The sequence below is a fragment of the Simplicispira sedimenti genome (assembly GCF_022760965.1).
GTDB lineage: Bacteria > Pseudomonadota > Gammaproteobacteria > Burkholderiales > Burkholderiaceae_C > Simplicispira > Simplicispira sedimenti.
On record NZ_JAKVIJ010000015.1, the window covers coordinates 1 to 16,965 of the forward strand.

Here is a 16,965-nt window from a genome sequence, read left to right on the forward strand (position 1 = left end):
TGCTTGTCACTCATCTCTGAACTCCTTGTCGGTATTTTCAACAAGGGTTAAGAACTCCACTTTCCAGGGGCAACCTCATCTGCCCCTTGTTGGTCACGGTGGAGGTCACCGACAGGCCATGGCGCTTGTTGTTGACCCGCACCACCGGCGTCTGACCCTTGGGCGCGAAGCCTCTGCCGCGCACGTCGTCGCTGCGCAGCCCGCTTTCGTCGCCCCAGTGAATCTCGGCCCCTTCAGCCTTCGCGCGCGCGGCGATGGCCGCGTAGTCCTCGTCGAGCCACTTCTTGAGCGCTGCGGGTGACTGCTCGTAGGCCTTCTTCATGGGCTTTTGCGGCGTGAAACCCCAGCGCGCCAGGTATTTGCCCATGGTGCGCACCTGCAGCCGCAGCCCGAAGCGCTGTTCGATCAGCTCGGCCACTGCGGCGCGCGTCCACAGCGCATAGGGCATCTTGAGCTGATCAGGCGTCTTGTCGGCGATGAGCTTGCGCACCAGGGCTTCTTGGCTGGCGTCAAGCAGCCGTTTCTCACCCACCTTGCGGCCGCCGATGGTGTCGTGCAAGGCCTTGTTGCCGAGTGCTTCATGGCGCTTGCAGATGTTGAACACGCCCGTGCGGCTCAGGCCAGTGAGCGCAGCGATCTCGTCGTATGTGTTGCCGACTTTGCGCAGTCGGATGACCTGTACTCGGCGTTCATGCCGCGCCTCTCGGCTCAGCGATCTCATGTCAGTTGCTTGCATGAATCCAAGTTGGGGGTGGTGCAGACAAATTCAAGTACGCAAGGGCCGGATCAATAGCGATCGCGGTCGAGTGCCATCAAAGAATTGACCGACCTCTACCCGTGCTGGCCCGCACGCCTCCCAGTGTCTTCCATCATTCAGGGTGAACCGCCAGGGTCATGACAGTTAGCGCCCACGCAAAAACAACCCGTCCAGCTCTTTCATCGTGAGCTGGCGCCAGGTGGGCCGGCCGTGGTTGCACTGGTCGCTGCGCTCGGTCACCTCCATCTGGCGCAGCAGGGCGTTCATTTCGTCCAACGTGAGCTTGCGGTGGGCGCGCACGGCGCCGTGGCAGGCCATGGTGGCGAGGATTTCGTTCTTGGCGCGCTGCACCACGGTGCTGGCGTCGTGCGCGGCCAGGTCGGCCAGCACGCTGCGCGCCAGCTCCACGGCGTTGCCGTGGGCGAGCTGGGTGGGCACGGCACGCACGGCCAGGGTGCGCGGGGAGAAGGGCGAGACCTCCAGGCCCAGGTGCAGCAGGGTGTCGGCATGGGCCTCGGCCGTGGCTACCTCTTCGGGTGTGGCGGCGAAGGTGGCGGGGATCAGCAGCGGCTGGCTGGCGATGTGCTGGCCGGTGTCGGCCTGGGCCTTGAGCCGTTCATAGACGATGCGCTCGTGCGCAGCGTGCATGTCCACCAGCACCATGCCGTGGGCGTTCTCGGCAAGGATGTACACGCCGTGCAATTGCGCCAGCGCGCGGCCCAGGGGCCAGGGTTGCTCGGCGGCGGGGGCGCTGGGCAAGGGGGTTTCAGAGACCACGGCCGACGCTTCGGCTGGCTCGGGCGTGGCCAGGGCCGCTGCCGCCGGCATCCAGTGTGCCGGTTCCAGGGCCGGGCTGGCGCTGGCGGGGCCGGGCATGCCCCACAGCGCGCCCAGGTCGGACACGCGGTGGCCTGGGCGCTCATCAAATTTCATAGCTGCCTGCGCTTGCAACATGGGCGTTGCAGGCACTTTTTGCTCTAAAAATGGGGCCGTGGAAGGCTGGGCTGGAGGCTCGGCCGCCGCCAGCGCCGTGGCGCGCGGCACGGCCAGGGCGTTTTCCACCGCGTGGCGCACGGCCTGGTGCACCTCGCGGCTGTCGCGGAAGCGCACCTCGATCTTGGTGGGGTGCACGTTCACGTCCACGCGCGCCGGGTCGATCTCGATGTAGAGCGCGTACACCGGCTGGCGCTGGCCATGCAGCACGTCCTCGTAGGCGCTGCGCGCGGCGTGCGTGACCACCTTGTCGCGCACGAAGCGGCCGTTGACGTAGCAGTACTGCTGGTCCGCGCGCGAGCGTGCGGCGTCGGGCAGGCCCGCGCGGCCGGTCACGGTGATGGCGCCTTCGGTGTGCTGCACGGGCAGTGACTGGGCCACGAAGTCCTCGCCCAGCACGTCGGCCAGGCGGCGGGCCAGGGCGTCCTGCACATCCCCCTGGCCGGGCAGGAAGGTGGCGCGCCACTGCTCCACCAGCTTGCCCTCGTGCCAGATGGCGAAGCCCACATCGGGCCGCGCCAGGGCGTGGCGGCGCACGGCCTCCACGCAGTGGGCCAGCTCGGTGGCGTCGGTCTTGAGGAACTTGCGCCGCGCCGGGGTGCTGAAGAACAGCTCCTTCACCTCCACGGTGGTGCCGCTGCTGCGCGCCACAGGACGCAGTTCGCCGCTGCGCGCGTCCAGCAGATAGGCGTGGGGCTGGTCGGCAGGGCGCGAGAGCAGGGCGGTTTCGGACACCGATGCAATGGCTGCCAGCGCCTCGCCCCGAAAGCCCATGGTGGCCACGGTCTCCAGGTCGTGCAGGTTGGTGATCTTGCTGGTGGCGTGGCGGCGCAGGGCGACCGGCAGCTCGGCCTGGGGGATGCCGCAGCCGTCGTCTTCCACGGCGATCAGGCGCACGCCGCCTGCGAGCAGGCGCACGGTGATCTGGCTGGCGCCGGAATCGAGCGCGTTGTCCACCAGTTCGCGCACCACCGAGGCGGGGCGCTCCACCACTTCGCCGGCAGCGATCTGGCTGATGAGTTCGTCGGGCAGGTCGCGGATGGGGCGACGCGCCGGAGGGTTTGCAGGGGTTTGGGTCACCCGCCGGATTCTAGGGGCCGTGGCTGGGGATAATGCGCCCCAATCCTCTGAGAGCCCCATGGAAATCATTGCCTTCCTGATCGACTTCATCCTGCATGTGGACAAACACCTCGAAGCCTTCGTGGCCGCCTATGGCGTGTGGGTGTATGCGCTGCTGTTCATCATCGTGTTCGTGGAAACGGGTGTGGTCGTCATGCCCTTCCTGCCGGGGGATTCGCTGCTGTTCATCGTGGGGGCGCTGTGCGGCGCGGGGCTTATGGACTACGGGCTGGCCGTCACCGTGCTGTTGGTGGCCGCCGTTCTGGGGGACCAGTGCAACTACTCGATCGGCCGCTACTTCGGGCCCAAGGTTTTTGGCTGGGAGAGCTCGCGCTGGTTCAACCGCCGCGCCTTCGACCAGGCGCATGACTTTTACGAGCGCTACGGCGGCATCACCATCGTGCTGGCGCGTTTCATGCCGTTCATCCGCACCTTTGCGCCCTTTGTGGCGGGTGTGGCTGCCATGGGGCGCAGCAAATTCACGGCCTACAACGTGGGGGGCGCGCTGCTGTGGGTGCTGGGCATCTGCACGGCCGGTTACTTCTTCGGCAACCTGCCGTGGGTGCGCGAACACCTGGACAAGATCATCTGGGCGCTGATCATCGTGCCAGGCCTGATCGCCATTTTTGGCGCCTGGCGCGCGGGGCGGCAGGGCAAGGTGGCAGCGGGTTGAAGCCGCTGTGGCGCCAGCGCGCAGCACCCGCGCCGTGGCTCACTGCTTGACCAGTTCCACCCGCCGGTTCTTGGCGCGGCCTGCGTCGGAGTCATTGCTGGCCACGGGGGCCAGCGACGATACGCCATAGCCCTTGAGCCGGTCGGCCGCAATGCCGTAGCGTGCCACCAGGGCCTGCACCACGGCTTCGCCGCGCGCCATGGAGAGCTTCATGTTGCTGTCCATGCCGCCCACGTTGTCGGTGTGGCCCACCACGTTGAGCTTGAGCGTGGGGTCGGCCTTGAGCATCTTGGCGATTTCCACCAGGGCGGCGTCGGATTCGGGCTTGACGATGGCCTTGCCGGTGTCGAAGTAAATGCCGTACACCGTGGCGTGGCCGGTGGTCTTGATGTCGTTGCCCAGCACCAGCGCGGTGGTGCGCACTTCCTGGGCCATGCGCTGCTTCTCGATCAGGTTCACGTGGTACATGCCGTTGTTGGCGCCGGACACTTCGGCCCAGATATCGGCGTCCTTGTGCGGAATGTGCACCACGGCGTACTGCGTGCCGCCGTCTTCGAACTCGTACACCGCCTTGCCGCCCAGGGCCTTGGCGGCGTTGACGTAGTTGCGTGTAATTTGCAGGCCGCTGGGCTGGGTGATGCCGCTGTTGGCGTAGTAGATGACCTTGAAGTAGCGGCCTTCCACCGTTTCGGTCTTGCCTTGGGCGATGGGGAAGTCATGCTTGCCAAAGGCCAGCTCGTCGTAGCGGTTGATGTGAAACCCCTGCATGCGGGTGAAGACCGAGGGGTCCTTGCTGCCCTTGGCGTCGGGCTCGGCGCGGGCGGCGGTGCACAGCAGGGCAAGGGTCAGCAGGGGCAGCAGCAGGCGCAGAAAGGCTTTCATGGGAGGTTTTCCTGTGGGGCGGGAGGATGAATTTACACCGTGCGGCTGCGTGCCAGCGGTGGGTTCTTGGCAAAGTAGCGCACGATGCCGCGCATCAGCGCGTCGGCCAGTTGCTCCTGGTAGGCGCTGGTGCGCAGCTTGGCTTCTTCCTGCGGGTTGCTGATGAAGGCGGTTTCCACCAGAACGCTGGGAATGTCGGGCGCCTTGAGCACGGCAAAGCCGGCCTGTTCCACGCGCGGCTTGTGCAGCTTGCCGACGTTGCCGATTTCGCCCAGCAGCGCGCCGCCCAGTTGCAGGCTGTCCTTGATTTGTGCCGTGGTGCTCATGTCCAGCAGGGCGCGTTGCACCTCGCGGTCCTTGGCGCGCACGTTGAGGCCACCCACCAGGTCGGCCTGGTTTTCCTTGTTGGCCAGCCAGCGGGCCGCTGAACTGGAGGCCGCGCCCTGGCTCAGTGCAAACACGCTGGCACCGCGTGCGTCGGGGTTGGTGAAGGCATCGGCGTGGATGCTCACGAACAGGTCGGCCTGCACGCGCCGGGCCTTCTGCACGCGGGTGGCCAGGGGCACGAAATAGTCGCCGTCGCGTGTGAGGTAGGCCCGCATGGGGTTGCCGCCCACGGTGGTGGCGTTGATGCGCTCGCGCAGCATGTGGGCCACCTTCAGCACCACGTCCTTCTCGCGCGTGCCGCTGGGGCCCACGGCGCCGGGGTCTTCACCGCCGTGGCCGGGGTCCAGGGCAATGATGATGAGGCGATCGGTATGGGGTGTGGGCCGGGGGGTGATGGGGGGCGGTGCCGCCGGTGCGCTGGCGATGGCGGGGGCCTGGGGCTTGCGCTCGGTTTCGGTGCGGGCGATCAGCTCCCCCAGCGGGTCGGGCAGCTCGGTGGCGGAGGGTAGGGCCAGGGCGTGCCCGGTGGGGGACGAGGCTTTGGGTGGTGGGGTGTCTGCGCCCATGTCGCGCAGGCGCTCGGCAATCAGCGCTTCGAGCGGATCGATGGCTTTTTCAGGGTAGAGATCGAAGACCAGCCGGTGGCCATAGGCGGCCACGGGGTCAAGCGAAAACACCTGCGGCTGCGCGGCCTGCTTCAGATCCACCACCAGGCGCACCACGTTGGGGGTGTTCTGGCCCACGCGGATGCCCGCGATGTTGGGGTCGTCGGGCCGCACCTTGGCCACCAGTTCGCGCAGTTCGGGGCTCAGGTCAATGCCTTCGATGTCCACCGCCAGGCGCGGCGGGTCGCTCACAAAGTGCTTGCGCACGCGCAGCGGCTGGTCCGATTCGAGCGTGACGCGCGAGTACTCTGGCGCAGGCCACACACGCACGGCCACGATGGTGGCGCCGCGTGCAATGTGCTGCGTGCCCAGCAACAGCACCAGGGTGCCCGCCCGCAGCAGCGCACGCCGCGTGGGGGCAGCGGCGGTTTGCGTGGCATGGCGGTGGTGCAGCGCAGGCGTCATGGGTGCAATCCTTGCAGCAGTTGCTGGCCCAGGGGCGTGTGCGCGTGCAGGGTCACGCGCCGCGCCTCTTCGTCCAGTGCTTCAATGAAGATAGCAACATCCGCAGCAGGGATGAGCGCTGCGGCCTTTTCTGGCCATTCTGCCAGCTTGAGGCCGGGGCTGGCAAACACGTCGCGAAAACCGGCGTCTTCCCACTCGCGCGGGTCGTTGAAGCGGTAGAAGTCGAAGTGCCAAATATTCAGGCCGGGCGCTTCGTGCGGCTCGACCACGGCGTAGGTCGGGCTCTTGATGCGGCCCTGCACGCCCAGCGCGCGCAGCAGGTGGCGTACCAGCGTGGTCTTGCCCGCGCCCAGGTCGCCGTGCAGGGTGAGGAAGGCGTTGGCCAGCAGCGGCTGCGCGGCCAACTGGCCCGCGAACGCAGCCGTATCGTCCTCACTGTGCCAGGTGGCTTGTTGCGTCGCCAGCGCGGGGGGGCTTTCTACAATCGGGCGATGGTGGTCGGCAGCAGTCAATGGGTTCCTCAAATTCAGCAGTGGGCGCGCGAGCTGGGATTCTCCCAAATCGGCGTGGCCGGCGTGGATCTCTCGTCCGCGGAGGAGGGGTTGATGCAATGGCTGGCCCAGGGGTTCCATGGCGAGATGCATTACATGGAAGCGCACGGCCTCAAGCGCGCGCGACCGGCCGAGCTGGTGCCGGGCACGGTGAGCGTGATCACGGCGCGCATGGACTACCTGCCGCGGGGCACCCCCATCGATGTGCCGCCGGGCTGGCAGGCCATCGAGTTCGGGCGCCTGCGGCGCCCGGATGAAGCCATCGTCTCGGTCTATGCACGCGGGCGGGACTACCACAAGGTGCTGCGCGCGCGGCTGCAAAAGCTCTGCGACCGTATCGCGCAGGCCGTGGGGCCGCTGGGGCACCGCGTGTTCACCGACTCGGCCCCGGTGCTGGAGGCCGAGCTGGCCCGGCGCAGCGGCCAGGGTTGGCGCGGCAAGCACACGCTGGTGCTCAACCGCGAGGGGGGCTCGATGTTCTTCCTGGGCGAGATCTACGTGGACATGGAGCTGGCGCCCAGTGAGCCCGTCACGGCGCACTGCGGCAGTTGCCAGGCCTGCATGGACGTGTGCCCCACGCAGGCCATCATTGCGCCCTACCGGCTCGATGCGCGGCGCTGCATCTCCTACCTCACCATCGAGCATTCAGGCCCCATCCCGCTGGAGCTGCGGCCCTTGCTGGCCAACCGCATCTACGGCTGCGACGACTGCCAGCTCGTCTGTCCGTGGAACAAATACGCCCGGCCCAGCCAGTTGCCCGACTTCGACGCGCGCGCGGGGCTCACGGGCCAGCAACTGGTGCACCTGTTCGCGTGGGACGAGGCCACCTTTCTGCGCCAGACCGAAGGCGGGCCCATCCGCCGCATCGGCCATGAGCGCTGGCTGCGCAATATTGCCGTGGCGCTGGGCAACGCACTGCGCGGTGCTGACGCCACGCAGGCCCCGCTGCTGCGTGCAGCCCTGCAGACACGCGCAGCGCATGACAGCGCCCTGGTGCGCGAGCATGTGGCCTGGGCATTGGAACAAAGAAAATTTGAATGAAAATGGCTTAAAGCGCTTTATCTATAAGCGCTGCAAGCTATCAAAAATATAGCAAATCAGTGGACGAGAAAGCCGCTGTCCCGCAGCGTATTCACCAGACCCTGCGCAAATTCTGCGTAGCCTGCCGCATTGGCATGGATCTGGTCGGACCGCAGGCGGGCATCGGCCAGCACGGCAGACCAGCCTTTGCGGTGCAGCGGAATCTTCAGTTCGTCGGCGATGTCTGCATACAGTGCGTGGTCGCTCAGTCGGCCTGCGGCGGCCAGCAAGGACAGCTCGGGCACGGCCACCAGCAGCACCTGGGCCCCACTGGCGCGGACCAGCTCGCAGATCTGGCGCACCTGTGCGCGGGTGGTGCTGGCGCCCTGGCGGCGCAGAAAATCGTTGCCGCCGATGCTGACGATGACCAGCGCCGGCTGGTGCTGTTGCAGCAGACCGGGCAATCGCGCCAGTGCCTGTGTGGAGGTGTCGCCCGGTACGCCAGCATTCACCACCTTCCAGCCGGTCAGGCGCTGCAGCACGGCCGGGTAGGCCGTGTCGGCAGATGCGCCCACGCCCGAGGTCAGCGAGTCGCCCAGCGCCAGCACCGTGGCATCGCGCGGCACGGCCTGTGCGCGCGGTGCCTTGCGGCCGCAGCCCGCCAGCGGCAGGAACGAAAGCAGCACCAGGCCGCCGCAGACCCGGCGTCGGCCCGGCGACACCATTGCTGGCCGTGCGGCATGGCTCACCGCAGCACCCCCAGCGCCAGCGGCAGGCTCGCCAGTCCCAGCAGGGTGGACAGCGTGACCAGGCCCGCCACATACGGCCCGTTGTAGCCCATGCGTGCGGCCAGCACGTAGCAACTCGACGCGGTGGGCAGGGCCGAGAAGGCCAGCAGTACGGCAGTCTGCGTGGTATCCAGCCCCAGCACGCGCGCCAGTGTCCAGGCCAGCAAGGGCAGCAGCAGGTGGCGAATGCCCAGCACCGCAGCCGACAGCACGCGCGCCTGCTGCAACTGGCCCAGTTGCATACCCGCCCCGGCGGCCATCAGGCCCAGCACCAGCGAGGCCGCGCCCACGCGCTGCACGGTGGGCTCCATCCAGTCGGGAATCCGCACCCCCAGCAGGTTGCAGGCCAGGCCGGCCACAGTGGCCAGGATCAGGGGGTTGCGCAGCAGTTCGCGCACAAAATGGTGCTCGCCTTGGCGCGCCATGGGCCACACGGCAGCCACGTTGAGCAGCGGCACGCACACGCCGATGAGCACGGCAATCATCTGCAACCCCTGGCTGCCCGCCACACGCTCGGCCAGCGCCAGGCCAATGAAGGAGTTGAAGCGAAAGGCCACCTGCGCAGCCGCTGCGTGCTCGCGCGCTCCCAGGTGCGTGCGCAGGCCAGGCAGGCGGGGCAGGGCGTAGGCCAGGGCAATGCCGCCCAGGCTTAACAACAGCCCGGCGGCCATCAGGCCCGAGGCCTCGCCCAGGTGGATGGGGCTTTTGACGATGGACTGGAACAGCAGCACTGGGAAGAGCAGGAAGTACACCAGGCTCTCCACCGGCTGCCACACCGAGCGGTTGAGCGCCGTGTAGCGGCAGATGAGGTAACCGGCAAGGATGATGCTGAAGTCCGGCAGCAGCAGTTGGGCGTAGTTCAAGGTGTGGGCAGAGAGTGGTCAGGGGGCCGCGCAGGCCCACAGGCGCGTGGTGTGGCCGTCGGATGTCAGCCAGTGCCCCAGGGCCTGGCAGGCGCCTTGCGGGCAGAGTTCGTAGTCGGCCGTGAACTCCGAGCGCGTCAGGGTCAGCTCGGTGTGTGTGGTCAGCGCAGGGCGGTAGTGGTACCAGCCGCCTTGCAGGCGTGCGCCGGGCGGCGGCTCCATGCCCGCGGCCGAGCCTTGCACGCGCGCGGCCACGGCCTGCAGTACGGGTGCCGCGCCGGGCGTGGGGGCGGGCAGCACGGTGTAGTCTTCCTCCCAGCGCACTTTTTCGATGGAGTGCGTCCAGGCCAGGGTGAACTGCGTGCCGGGCACGAACACGGGCGCTGCCGCAGATGCCGCAAGTGCAAGGCACAGGCCCAGGGCTGGCATGTGCTGCGTCAGGCCGGCTGCGCGGCCCGTTGGCGCGTGCGCCAGACATGCCAGACCAGGAACAGGGTGACCGCCGCCAGACCGATTTCGTCCGTGAGCGGCACGGCCACCACCAGGAAGCTGGCCGACCCGATGGCCACACAGCGCTCCAGCCAGTTCAGCGGCCCCAGCAGGAAGCCGATGGCACCAGCACCCCACATGCCAATGGCCACCAGCGCCTTGAACACCACCCAGGCGGTGGCCAGCCAGTCGCCGCCCTGCAGCATGAGTGCAGGGCTGTACACGGCCATATAGGGAACGATGAAGCCTGCAATGGCGATGCGCACCGCCTGCAGCCCGATCTTCAGCCCCGATTCGCGTGCGATGGGCGCCGCCGCAAAGGCCGCCAAGGCCACGGGGGGGGTCAGGTCGGCCATGATGCCGAAGTAGAAGACGAACATGTGCGAGACGATCAGCGGCACGCCCAGTTGCAGCAGCACCGGCGCGGCGAGCGAGCTGGTGATGATGTAGTTGGGAATGGTGGGAATGCCCATGCCCAGCACGAGGCAGGTGACCATGGTCAGGAACAGCGCCAGGAACAGGCTTTTCTCGCCCACCGCGATGATGCGCCCGCCCAGTTCGGCCGCCACGCCGGTGAGGTTGATGACGCCGATGATCACCCCCACCAGTGCACAGGCAATGGCCACGGGCAACGCGTGGCGTGCGCCCTCAGCCAGGGCGGTCACGGCCAGTTGGCGGGCATCCTGCCCGGTGCGGCGGATGTAGGTCAGTGCCACCAGCAACGCGACGACCACCATGAAGGTGCCCACGCCAAAGTGAAAGAACCCCCCACAGGCCAGGCCCAGCAGCACCCAGAACAAGCCACGCAGCGCGAGACCCTTGACCCCGCTGATGACGGCCGCGCCAAAGATCAACACCACCGTGAGCGCCAGCCCCACCGTGCCCGAGAACATGGGCGTGTAGCCGGAGAACAGCAGCGCCACCAGCCCGGCAAGCGGCAGCAGCAGGTACCAGCGCTCGCGCACGGCCGTCCAGGGGTTGGGGCATTCGTCCTTGGGCAGGCCCATCAGGCCCTTGCGCCCAGCTTCCAGGTGCACCATCCAGAAGGCGGTGAAGAAGTACAGAATGGCTGGGATGACGGCGGCCTTGACGATGTCCACATAGGGCACATTGATCGTTTCTGCCATGATGAATGCGACGGCGCCCATCACCGGCGGCATGATCTGCCCGCCCATGCTCGCTGTGGCTTCCACGCCGCCCGCAAACGCGGGGCTGTAACCAAAGCGCTTCATCAGCGGAATGGTGAACTGGCCGGTGGTGACCACGTTGGCCACGCCCGAGCCGTTGATGGTGCCCATCAGCGCCGATGAAATCACCGACACCTTGGCCGGGCCGCCGCGCGTGTGGCCCACGGTGCCCAGCGCAAAGTCGTTGAACAGGCGGATCATGCCCGCCTGTTCCAGAAAGGCACCGAACAGGATGAACAGGAAGATGTAGCTGGATGACACATACGTGGGCGTGCCGTAGATGCCTTCGGTGCCAAAGGCCAACGTGCTCACGATCTGGTCGATGCCAAAGCCCCTGTGTGCCAGCATGCCCGGCAGGTGTTGGCCGAACAACGCATACAGCAGGAACGTCGCGCAGATCAGCGGCAGCCCCCAGCCCATGGCGCGGCGCGCGGCCTCGAAGACCAGGAGCACCAGCGTTACGCCAACGACCCAGTCCATGGGGATGAGCTCACCTGCGCGCTGCGTCAGGTCGGCCTCGTACACCCAGTGGTACAGGCTGAAAACAAAGCCTGTGATCCCCAGCACCCAGCCCAGGATCCGGCCCCAGCGTGCCAGGGTGGGCGATGCGTTTTTGAAGGGGGGCGACAGTGCAAATACCATGAGCAGCACAAAGCCCACATGGATGGCACGGATCACCTGGCTGGACAGCGGATGGAAGGCTGCCATCCAGAGCTGATAGCTTGAAAAAAGGATGGCCACCCCGAACAGCGCACCGCGCAGTGGGGAGCCATGGCTGTCGGGTTGCGTTGGGGGCGCAGCGGTCATCGGCGTCTCTTGAAGTCAAGACAAAGAACGGCTCTGACAGGGCCGTTTCCATGGGAGCCCCCCGGCACGGGGATGCGCCGGGGGGAGGGGCTCGCTGGGGTTGCTTACTTGATCAGCCCCACTTCCTTGTAATAGCGCTCCGCACCTGGGTGCAACGGCACGGGCATGCCCTTGATGGCGTTGTCGCGTGCAATGGCCTTCGCGGCATTGTGGGCGGCGTGCAGTGTGTCCAGGTTCTCGTACATCTGCTTGGCCATCTGGTAGGCCAGCTCGTCGGAGACACCACTGTGCGTCACCAGAAAGTTGGGAATGGCGGCCGTGGGTACGTCCTGCGTCTGGCCCGTGTAGGTATTGGCTGGAATCACCGCGCCTTGGTAGGCCGCATCACCCACCTTGGTCACCACATCGGCAGGTACCGGAACCACCACGATCTTGACGGCTGTGGCCAGGTCACGGATGGAGGCCACGCCCAGGCCCGCCGACTGCAGCGTGGCGTCAAGCTGGCGGTTCTTGATCAGTTCCACCGATTCGCCAAAGGGCAGGTATTCCACCTTGGCCAGATCGGCGTAGCTCATGCCGGCGGCCTTGAAAATGGCGCGCGCGTTGAGTTCTGTGCCCGACTTGGCCGCGCCCACCGAAATGCGCTTGCCCTTGAGGTCGGCCAGCGTCTTGATGCCTGCGTCGGCATTGGCCACGATCTGGATGTAGTTGTTGTAGGTGGCGGAAAGGCCCCGCAACTTGTCCAGCTTCTTGGGGAAACCGGCCTCGGCGTCGCCCTTCCAGGCATCGGACAGTGCATCGCCCAGGGTGAAGGCCAGCTCACCGCGCCCGGCCTGCAGCAGATTGAGGTTCTCGGCCGAAGCCTTGGTCACCTGCGCAGTGGCGCGTGCATTGGGAATGGACTTGGCATACACCTGCGACAGTGCTACCCCGAGCGGGTAGTACACGCCGCTTTGGCCGCCCGTGAGCACGTTGACAAACTGCTGTTGTTGGGCGTGGGCCACCGAGGCCATGGCGATTGCCCCCAGTCCCAGACACAAGCTGATTTTCTGAATCCAGCGCATTGTTTTGTCTCCTGTCTGTTGAGTGAAAAAAGGCAGAATAGCGCAACTTGCTTTTGTATGCCGCCCACGCCCCACGCTGACTCTGCCTGCTCTGGCATTCCCGACGGATCGCAGATCGACGCCTTTGCCGACGCGCTGTGGCTCGAAGAGGGCCTGGCGCGCAATACGCTGGATGCCTACCGGCGCGACCTGATCGCGCTCGTGCACTGGCTGGCACCGCACGGCAAGGATCTGCTACAGGTGCAGGAGGCCGATTTGCAGGCGTACTTTGCCTATCGCCATGCGCAGACCCGGGCCACCACGGCCAACCGGCGGCTCACGGTGTTCAAGCGATTTTTTGGCTGGGCGCTGCGCGAGCGCCTTGTGGCGCAAGACCCTACGCTGCGCCTGCAGGCAGCCCGCCAGCCCTTGCGTGTGCCCAAGACGCTGTCGCAGGCGCAGGTGGAGGCCCTGCTGGCTGCGCCCGATGTGGGCGCGCCCTTGGGGCTGCGTGACCGTGCCATGCTGGAACTGATGTATGCCAGTGGTCTGCGGGTGTCAGAGTTGGTGGCGCTCAAGACCTGGCATCTGGGCATGAGCGAGGGTGTGCTGCGTGTGCTCGGCAAAGGCAGCAAGGAGCGTTTGGTGCCCTTTGGCGAAGTGGCCAGGCAGTGGCTGGAGCGCTATCTGCAGGAAGCCAGGTCGGCCATCCTGGCCGGGCAGCAGACCGAAGACCTGTTTGTGACTGCCCGTGGCGCAGGCATGACCCGGGTGATGTTCTGGATGCTGGTCAAAAAGTACGCAGGCATTGCGGGCATCACCGCGCCGCTGTCACCCCATACGCTGCGCCATGCCTTTGCCACCCATTTGCTCAACCATGGGGCTGATCTGCGCGTGGTGCAGTTGCTGTTGGGGCATGCGGATATTTCCACCACCACCATCTATACCCATGTGGCGCGTGAGCGCCTGCGCCAGTTGCACGCGCAGCACCACCCACGCGGGTGAGTGTGCTGCGATCACGCGGCTTCCAGGCTGTCGGCCCAGGCCAGCGCTTCCAGGTGGGCCATGTTGACCTGGCGGCCGGAGAGGTGCAGCAGCTCGGTGTTGTGGGCAAAGGCGGCTTCGTCGCCACTCTCACAGGCTTTGGTCAATGCCAGGAAGGGGGCGTACACGCCCGAGTTGTGCAGCAAGGCATCGATCACGGGCTGGGGCAGTGCCACGGATTCCAGGGCTTTGTCCAGCGGAATGCCCAGCATGGCGTCGAGCAGCGAAAACACACCGACCACAAAGGCGTTGTCGCATTCCTCGGGGGACAGCAGTTCGGTCGCCAGCAGTTCCATCAGGCGCCCACGCACCACCGCCGTGGTGCCTATGGCCGGTGCCGATCCGCTGTTGCGCGAGGTGGTCAGCAGCAGGGCTGCCCAGCGGAACAGTTTTTTGAGGCCCAGGATCATCACCGCATGTTTGAAGGAGGTGATTTCGCACTGCAGACCAAAGCCCGAGGAATTGATGAAGCGCAGCAGGTTGAACGAGAGTGTCGGATCCTTTTTGAGCAGATCCTCGATTTCGGAAGAGCTGGCCTGTTTGCGGATCAGGTTGATCAACTGGATGATGATGGCTTGTGATGGCCGCAGCGTTTTGGTCTGCACCAGCGAGGGCTGCGCAAACCAGAAGCCCTGGAACAGCTTGACGCCCAAATCCGCCATAAGCTGGTACTGCTCGGCCGTTTCCACCTTTTCGGCCACCAGTTTGGCCTGGCTGTTGGTGCTGGCAAATTTGACCAGGGGAGCCGCCAGCTCGGGCTTGAAGGCCTTCATGTCCAGCTTGATGTAAGCGGCGCGCGGCAACCAGCACGCATAGGCTTTGCGTAGCACATTCTGGTTGAACGCCAGCTTGAACCCTCGCTTGTTCAAGGCCTCGAACTGGACCACGCAGGCCTCGATGTCTTCGGGGGTGGCACCGTCCGGCAGCGGGGGAATCTCCAGCACCACCTTGTCCGGATGCACCAGTTCCAGGTGGCCGCTGGCCAGGCTTTCGTGGGTGCAGTTGATGAACACCAGCTTCTTGCCCACCAAGGCCTCTGCGCCGCCATGCGACAAGGCGTTGAACAGCAGTGCGGCATCGCTGGCGGCGGTGTGCGAATCCAGCGCCGTGGTGCGGTCAAACAGCTCGTAGCCAAAGACGGCACGGTGTTCATCCACGATGGCCTGGCGGGCGATCAGTGCGGCCAGTCCGTCTTCCGGCGGCAGCTCTGGCGTGGAGGGGGATTCTTCTTGGGTGCTGGACATGGTGCTTGGGTCGATGGAACCCTTCGATTCTAGGCGCTTCAGTCGGTCACATGGTCGGCCCAGGCCAGGGCTTGGAGGTGGGCGCCATTGATCTGTGCGCTGCTCAGGTGCAAGGTGCTGGCGGCATGGTGGAAGGCGTCGTCATCGCTGGACTCACAGGCCTCGGCCAGCTTGAGCAGATCGCCCAGAAAGCCCTCCCGGTGCAGCAATGCGGCGCGCACTGCTTCCGGAACGCTCAACAGAGCGAGCGCTTCTTCCATGGGCATGCGAAGCATGACGTCCAGCAGCGAAAAGATACCAACCACAAAGGCCTCGTCGGCCTCTTCCTGGGAGACGGTTTCCAGGGCCAGCAGCTCCATCAGGCGGCCGCGCACGACGGCGGTCTGCCCCACAGACGATGGCGTGCCGTTGGCGCGCGAGGCCGTCAGCAGCAATGCGGCCCAGCGGAACAGCTTTTTCAGGCCCAGCAGCATGACGGCCTGGCGGAACGAAGTGACTTCGCGCGACATGCCCAGGCCCGCCGAATTGATGAGCCGCATCAGGTTGAAGGCCAGGCCGGCATCCTTTTTGAGCACTTCTTCGATCTCGTCCGTGCTGGCCTGTTTGCGCACCAGGTTGATGAGTTCCAGAATGGCCGCCTGCGACGGCGCCACCAGCTTGGTCTGCACCAGGGAAGGACGCGCAAACCAATAGCCCTGAAACATCTGCACACCCTGGCTGGATGCAAAGTCGTACTGCTGCGCGTTCTCGACCTTTTCGGCAATCAGCTCCGCTTGGCTGCGGCGGTTGGCATAGTTGAGGAGTACGGCCAGCTGGTCCTGGGCCAGCACCGACAGATCGAACTTGATGTAGTCGGCCAAGGGCAGCCAGGCTGCATAGGGCGACTGCAACACCGTATGGTTGAACGCCAGGTGGAATCCGCGGTCGCGCAGGCCTTGCAGGATGGGCAGTCGCGCAGCCACTTCCTCGGAGGCCGCATGGCCCAGCGGGGAGATTTCGAGTACCACCTTCTCAGGATCGACCAACTCCAGGTGGCCGCCGGTCAGGCTCTCGTGGGTGCAGTTGACGAAGATGAGCTTCTTGCCGACCAGCTCATCCGAGCCAGCGTGCGACAGGGCCGTGAACACCAGCGCCACATCGCTGGCGGCCGTGTGGGCCTGGCCTGAGCGCGAACGGTTGAACAGCTCGTAGCCGATGACGACGTGCTGTGAATTCACGATCGCCTGGCGCGCGATCAGCGCCACGGATGTCAGGCTGGCGTCCTGCGAGGTGGTCGCTTGACCGGCGGGAACTGGGGTGCTTGACATGAAAAGGCTTTCCAAGAGGGAGGTGCAATGCGTGCGGGAGGGCGCGGATTGTAAAGATGGTGGGCACCAAGGGACTGTCGCCGAGAAAGTGCCCTGCATACCCTGCCCGCAGCCGGGGTTGCGCGTGATCCTTACAATTCTAGGCCCTGCTGCGAAGCCCGTTGGCAGGGCTTTGTGTAACCAAGGGCAGCTTGGGAGTGCTGGACATGGCAATCTACGAACTCGACGGTGTGGCGCCCCAGATGGCTGCCAGTAGCTGGGTGGCGGACAGCGCCCAGGTCATGGGCCGGGTGGTGCTGGGCGAGGACGCCAGCGTGTGGTTTGGCACCGTGGTGCGCGGGGACACCGAGAGCATCACCATCGGCGCGGGCTCCAACATCCAGGACGCCAGTGTGCTGCACGCCGACTACGGCAAGCCCCTGGTGGTGGGCGAGCGCGTGACCGTGGGCCACCAGGTCATGCTGCATGGCTGCACCATCGGCGATGAATCGCTCATCGGCATTGGTGCCGTCATTCTCAATGGTGCCAAGATCGGCAAGAACTGCCTGGTGGGTGCTGGTGCGCTGGTGACCGAGGGCAAGGAATTTCCCGACGGCTCCATGATCATCGGCAGCCCTGCCAAGGTGGTACGCCAACTGACGCCCGAGCAGATGGAGGGCCTGCGCCTGAGCGCGCTGCATTACATCGAGAACGCCCGCCGCTTCAAGAGCGGCCTGCGCAAGATCGGCTGAACCTTTCTGG

Annotated in this window: 15 protein-coding genes and 1 pseudogene; 4 read left to right on the forward strand and 12 right to left on the reverse strand. The window is 65.9% G+C overall.

Going from position 1 to position 16,965, the window contains the following annotated elements; all coding sequences use genetic code 11:
• Positions 1–46: 46 nt before the first annotated feature.
• Positions 47–736, reverse strand: a pseudogene (locus MJ602_RS14785) (IS630 family transposase); the annotation flags it as partial.
• 165 nt (positions 737–901) lie between these two features.
• Positions 902–2,830: a DNA mismatch repair endonuclease MutL gene (gene mutL, locus MJ602_RS14790; RefSeq protein ID WP_243021580.1), complete on the reverse strand. Its 1,929-nt coding sequence runs from the start codon at positions 2,828–2,830 to the stop codon at positions 902–904.
• Between the two features lie 58 nt (positions 2,831–2,888).
• Between mutL and MJ602_RS14795 the strand changes: the two genes are divergently transcribed.
• Positions 2,889–3,542 carry a DedA family protein gene (locus MJ602_RS14795; protein WP_243021581.1) on the forward strand — a complete coding sequence of 218 codons (654 nt, stop codon included), beginning with the start codon at positions 2,889–2,891 and terminating at the stop codon, positions 3,540–3,542.
• Positions 3,543–3,581: 39 nt separating this feature from the next.
• Here the strand turns inward: MJ602_RS14795 and MJ602_RS14800 are convergent, their stop codons facing one another.
• From MJ602_RS14800 to tsaE, 3 genes are read right to left on the reverse strand one after another with little or no spacing between them, the layout of a single operon-like run.
• A complete protein-coding gene (locus MJ602_RS14800) occupies positions 3,582–4,424 on the reverse strand; it encodes an OmpA family protein (protein WP_243021582.1) in 843 nt (280 codons plus the stop codon).
• A 32-nt stretch (positions 4,425–4,456) separates the two neighbouring features.
• Entirely contained in the window at positions 4,457–5,881 is a 1,425-nt protein-coding gene (locus MJ602_RS14805; RefSeq protein ID WP_243021583.1) for an N-acetylmuramoyl-L-alanine amidase, read from the reverse strand.
• Positions 5,878–6,393: a tRNA (adenosine(37)-N6)-threonylcarbamoyltransferase complex ATPase subunit type 1 TsaE gene (gene tsaE, locus MJ602_RS14810; protein WP_162016547.1), complete on the reverse strand. Its 516-nt coding sequence runs from the start codon at positions 6,391–6,393 to the stop codon at positions 5,878–5,880. Before tsaE ends, MJ602_RS14805 begins: the two co-directional genes overlap by 4 nt.
• 12 nt (positions 6,394–6,405) lie before the next feature.
• On the opposite strand from tsaE, the gene queG reads away from it, so the two are divergent.
• Positions 6,406–7,473 carry a tRNA epoxyqueuosine(34) reductase QueG gene (gene queG / locus MJ602_RS14815; RefSeq protein WP_243021631.1) on the forward strand — a complete coding sequence of 356 codons (1,068 nt, stop codon included), beginning with the start codon at positions 6,406–6,408 and terminating at the stop codon, positions 7,471–7,473.
• Between the two features lie 56 nt (positions 7,474–7,529).
• Here queG and MJ602_RS14820 read toward each other — a convergent pair whose 3' ends face one another.
• The 5 genes from MJ602_RS14820 to MJ602_RS14840 all read right to left on the reverse strand — a co-directional run bounded on the left by MJ602_RS14820 (position 7,530) and on the right by MJ602_RS14840 (position 12,650).
• Positions 7,530–8,177 (reverse strand): GDSL-type esterase/lipase family protein, encoded by a 648-nt coding sequence (locus tag MJ602_RS14820; RefSeq protein ID WP_243021584.1) that lies wholly within the window; start codon positions 8,175–8,177, stop codon positions 7,530–7,532.
• A gap of 20 nt (positions 8,178–8,197) precedes the next feature.
• A complete protein-coding gene (locus MJ602_RS14825) occupies positions 8,198–9,103 on the reverse strand; it encodes an AEC family transporter (protein ID WP_243021585.1) in 906 nt (301 codons plus the stop codon).
• Positions 9,104–9,121: 18 nt separating this feature from the next.
• On the reverse strand, positions 9,122–9,532 hold the full coding sequence (locus MJ602_RS14830) for a DUF1850 domain-containing protein (protein ID WP_243021586.1): 411 nt from the start codon (positions 9,530–9,532) through the stop codon (positions 9,122–9,124).
• 8 nt (positions 9,533–9,540) lie between these two features.
• Complete coding sequence (locus tag MJ602_RS14835; protein WP_243021587.1) at positions 9,541–11,586, reverse strand: TRAP transporter permease; 2,046 nt, start codon at positions 11,584–11,586, stop codon at positions 9,541–9,543.
• Positions 11,587–11,690: 104 nt separating this feature from the next.
• Positions 11,691–12,650, reverse strand: a complete 960-nt coding sequence (locus MJ602_RS14840) for a TAXI family TRAP transporter solute-binding subunit (protein WP_243021588.1) — start codon at positions 12,648–12,650, stop codon at positions 11,691–11,693.
• 57 nt (positions 12,651–12,707) lie between these two features.
• Here MJ602_RS14840 and xerD point away from each other — a divergent pair, with 57 nt between their 5' ends.
• Positions 12,708–13,634 carry a site-specific tyrosine recombinase XerD gene (gene xerD / locus MJ602_RS14845; protein ID WP_243021589.1) on the forward strand — a complete coding sequence of 309 codons (927 nt, stop codon included), beginning with the start codon at positions 12,708–12,710 and terminating at the stop codon, positions 13,632–13,634.
• Between the two features lie 11 nt (positions 13,635–13,645).
• Here xerD and MJ602_RS14850 read toward each other — a convergent pair whose 3' ends face one another.
• Entirely contained in the window at positions 13,646–14,917 is a 1,272-nt protein-coding gene (locus MJ602_RS14850) for an EAL and HDOD domain-containing protein (RefSeq protein ID WP_162016541.1), read from the reverse strand.
• Between the two features lie 38 nt (positions 14,918–14,955).
• Positions 14,956–16,224, reverse strand: coding sequence for an EAL and HDOD domain-containing protein (locus tag MJ602_RS14855; RefSeq protein WP_243021590.1), 1,269 nt, complete (start codon positions 16,222–16,224; stop codon positions 14,956–14,958).
• A gap of 206 nt (positions 16,225–16,430) precedes the next feature.
• Between MJ602_RS14855 and MJ602_RS14860 the strand changes: the two genes are divergently transcribed.
• Complete coding sequence (locus MJ602_RS14860) at positions 16,431–16,955, forward strand: gamma carbonic anhydrase family protein (RefSeq protein ID WP_162016539.1); 525 nt, start codon at positions 16,431–16,433, stop codon at positions 16,953–16,955.
• The last annotated feature ends 10 nt before the right edge of the window (positions 16,956–16,965 follow it).

What these genes read in the sequence shown, in the direction of transcription:
- MJ602_RS14795 (WP_243021581.1), top strand. Translation starts at nt 2,889, where the DNA reads ATGGAAATCATTGCCTTCCTGATCGACTTCATCCTGCATGTGGACAAA.
- MJ602_RS14800 (WP_243021582.1), bottom strand. Translation starts at nt 4,424, where the DNA reads ATGAAAGCCTTTCTGCGCCTGCTGCTGCCCCTGCTGACCCTTGCCCTG.
- MJ602_RS14805 (WP_243021583.1), bottom strand. Translation starts at nt 5,881, where the DNA reads ATGACGCCTGCGCTGCACCACCGCCATGCCACGCAAACCGCCGCTGCC.
- MJ602_RS14820 (WP_243021584.1), bottom strand. Translation starts at nt 8,177, where the DNA reads ATGGTGTCGCCGGGCCGACGCCGGGTCTGCGGCGGCCTGGTGCTGCTT.
- MJ602_RS14830 (WP_243021586.1), bottom strand. Translation starts at nt 9,532, where the DNA reads ATGCCAGCCCTGGGCCTGTGCCTTGCACTTGCGGCATCTGCGGCAGCG.
- MJ602_RS14835 (WP_243021587.1), bottom strand. Translation starts at nt 11,586, where the DNA reads ATGACCGCTGCGCCCCCAACGCAACCCGACAGCCATGGCTCCCCACTG.
- MJ602_RS14840 (WP_243021588.1), bottom strand. Translation starts at nt 12,650, where the DNA reads ATGCGCTGGATTCAGAAAATCAGCTTGTGTCTGGGACTGGGGGCAATC.
- xerD (WP_243021589.1), top strand. Translation starts at nt 12,708, where the DNA reads ATGCCGCCCACGCCCCACGCTGACTCTGCCTGCTCTGGCATTCCCGAC.
- MJ602_RS14850 (WP_162016541.1), bottom strand. Translation starts at nt 14,917, where the DNA reads ATGTCCAGCACCCAAGAAGAATCCCCCTCCACGCCAGAGCTGCCGCCG.
- MJ602_RS14855 (WP_243021590.1), bottom strand. Translation starts at nt 16,224, where the DNA reads ATGTCAAGCACCCCAGTTCCCGCCGGTCAAGCGACCACCTCGCAGGAC.
- MJ602_RS14860 (WP_162016539.1), top strand. Translation starts at nt 16,431, where the DNA reads ATGGCAATCTACGAACTCGACGGTGTGGCGCCCCAGATGGCTGCCAGT.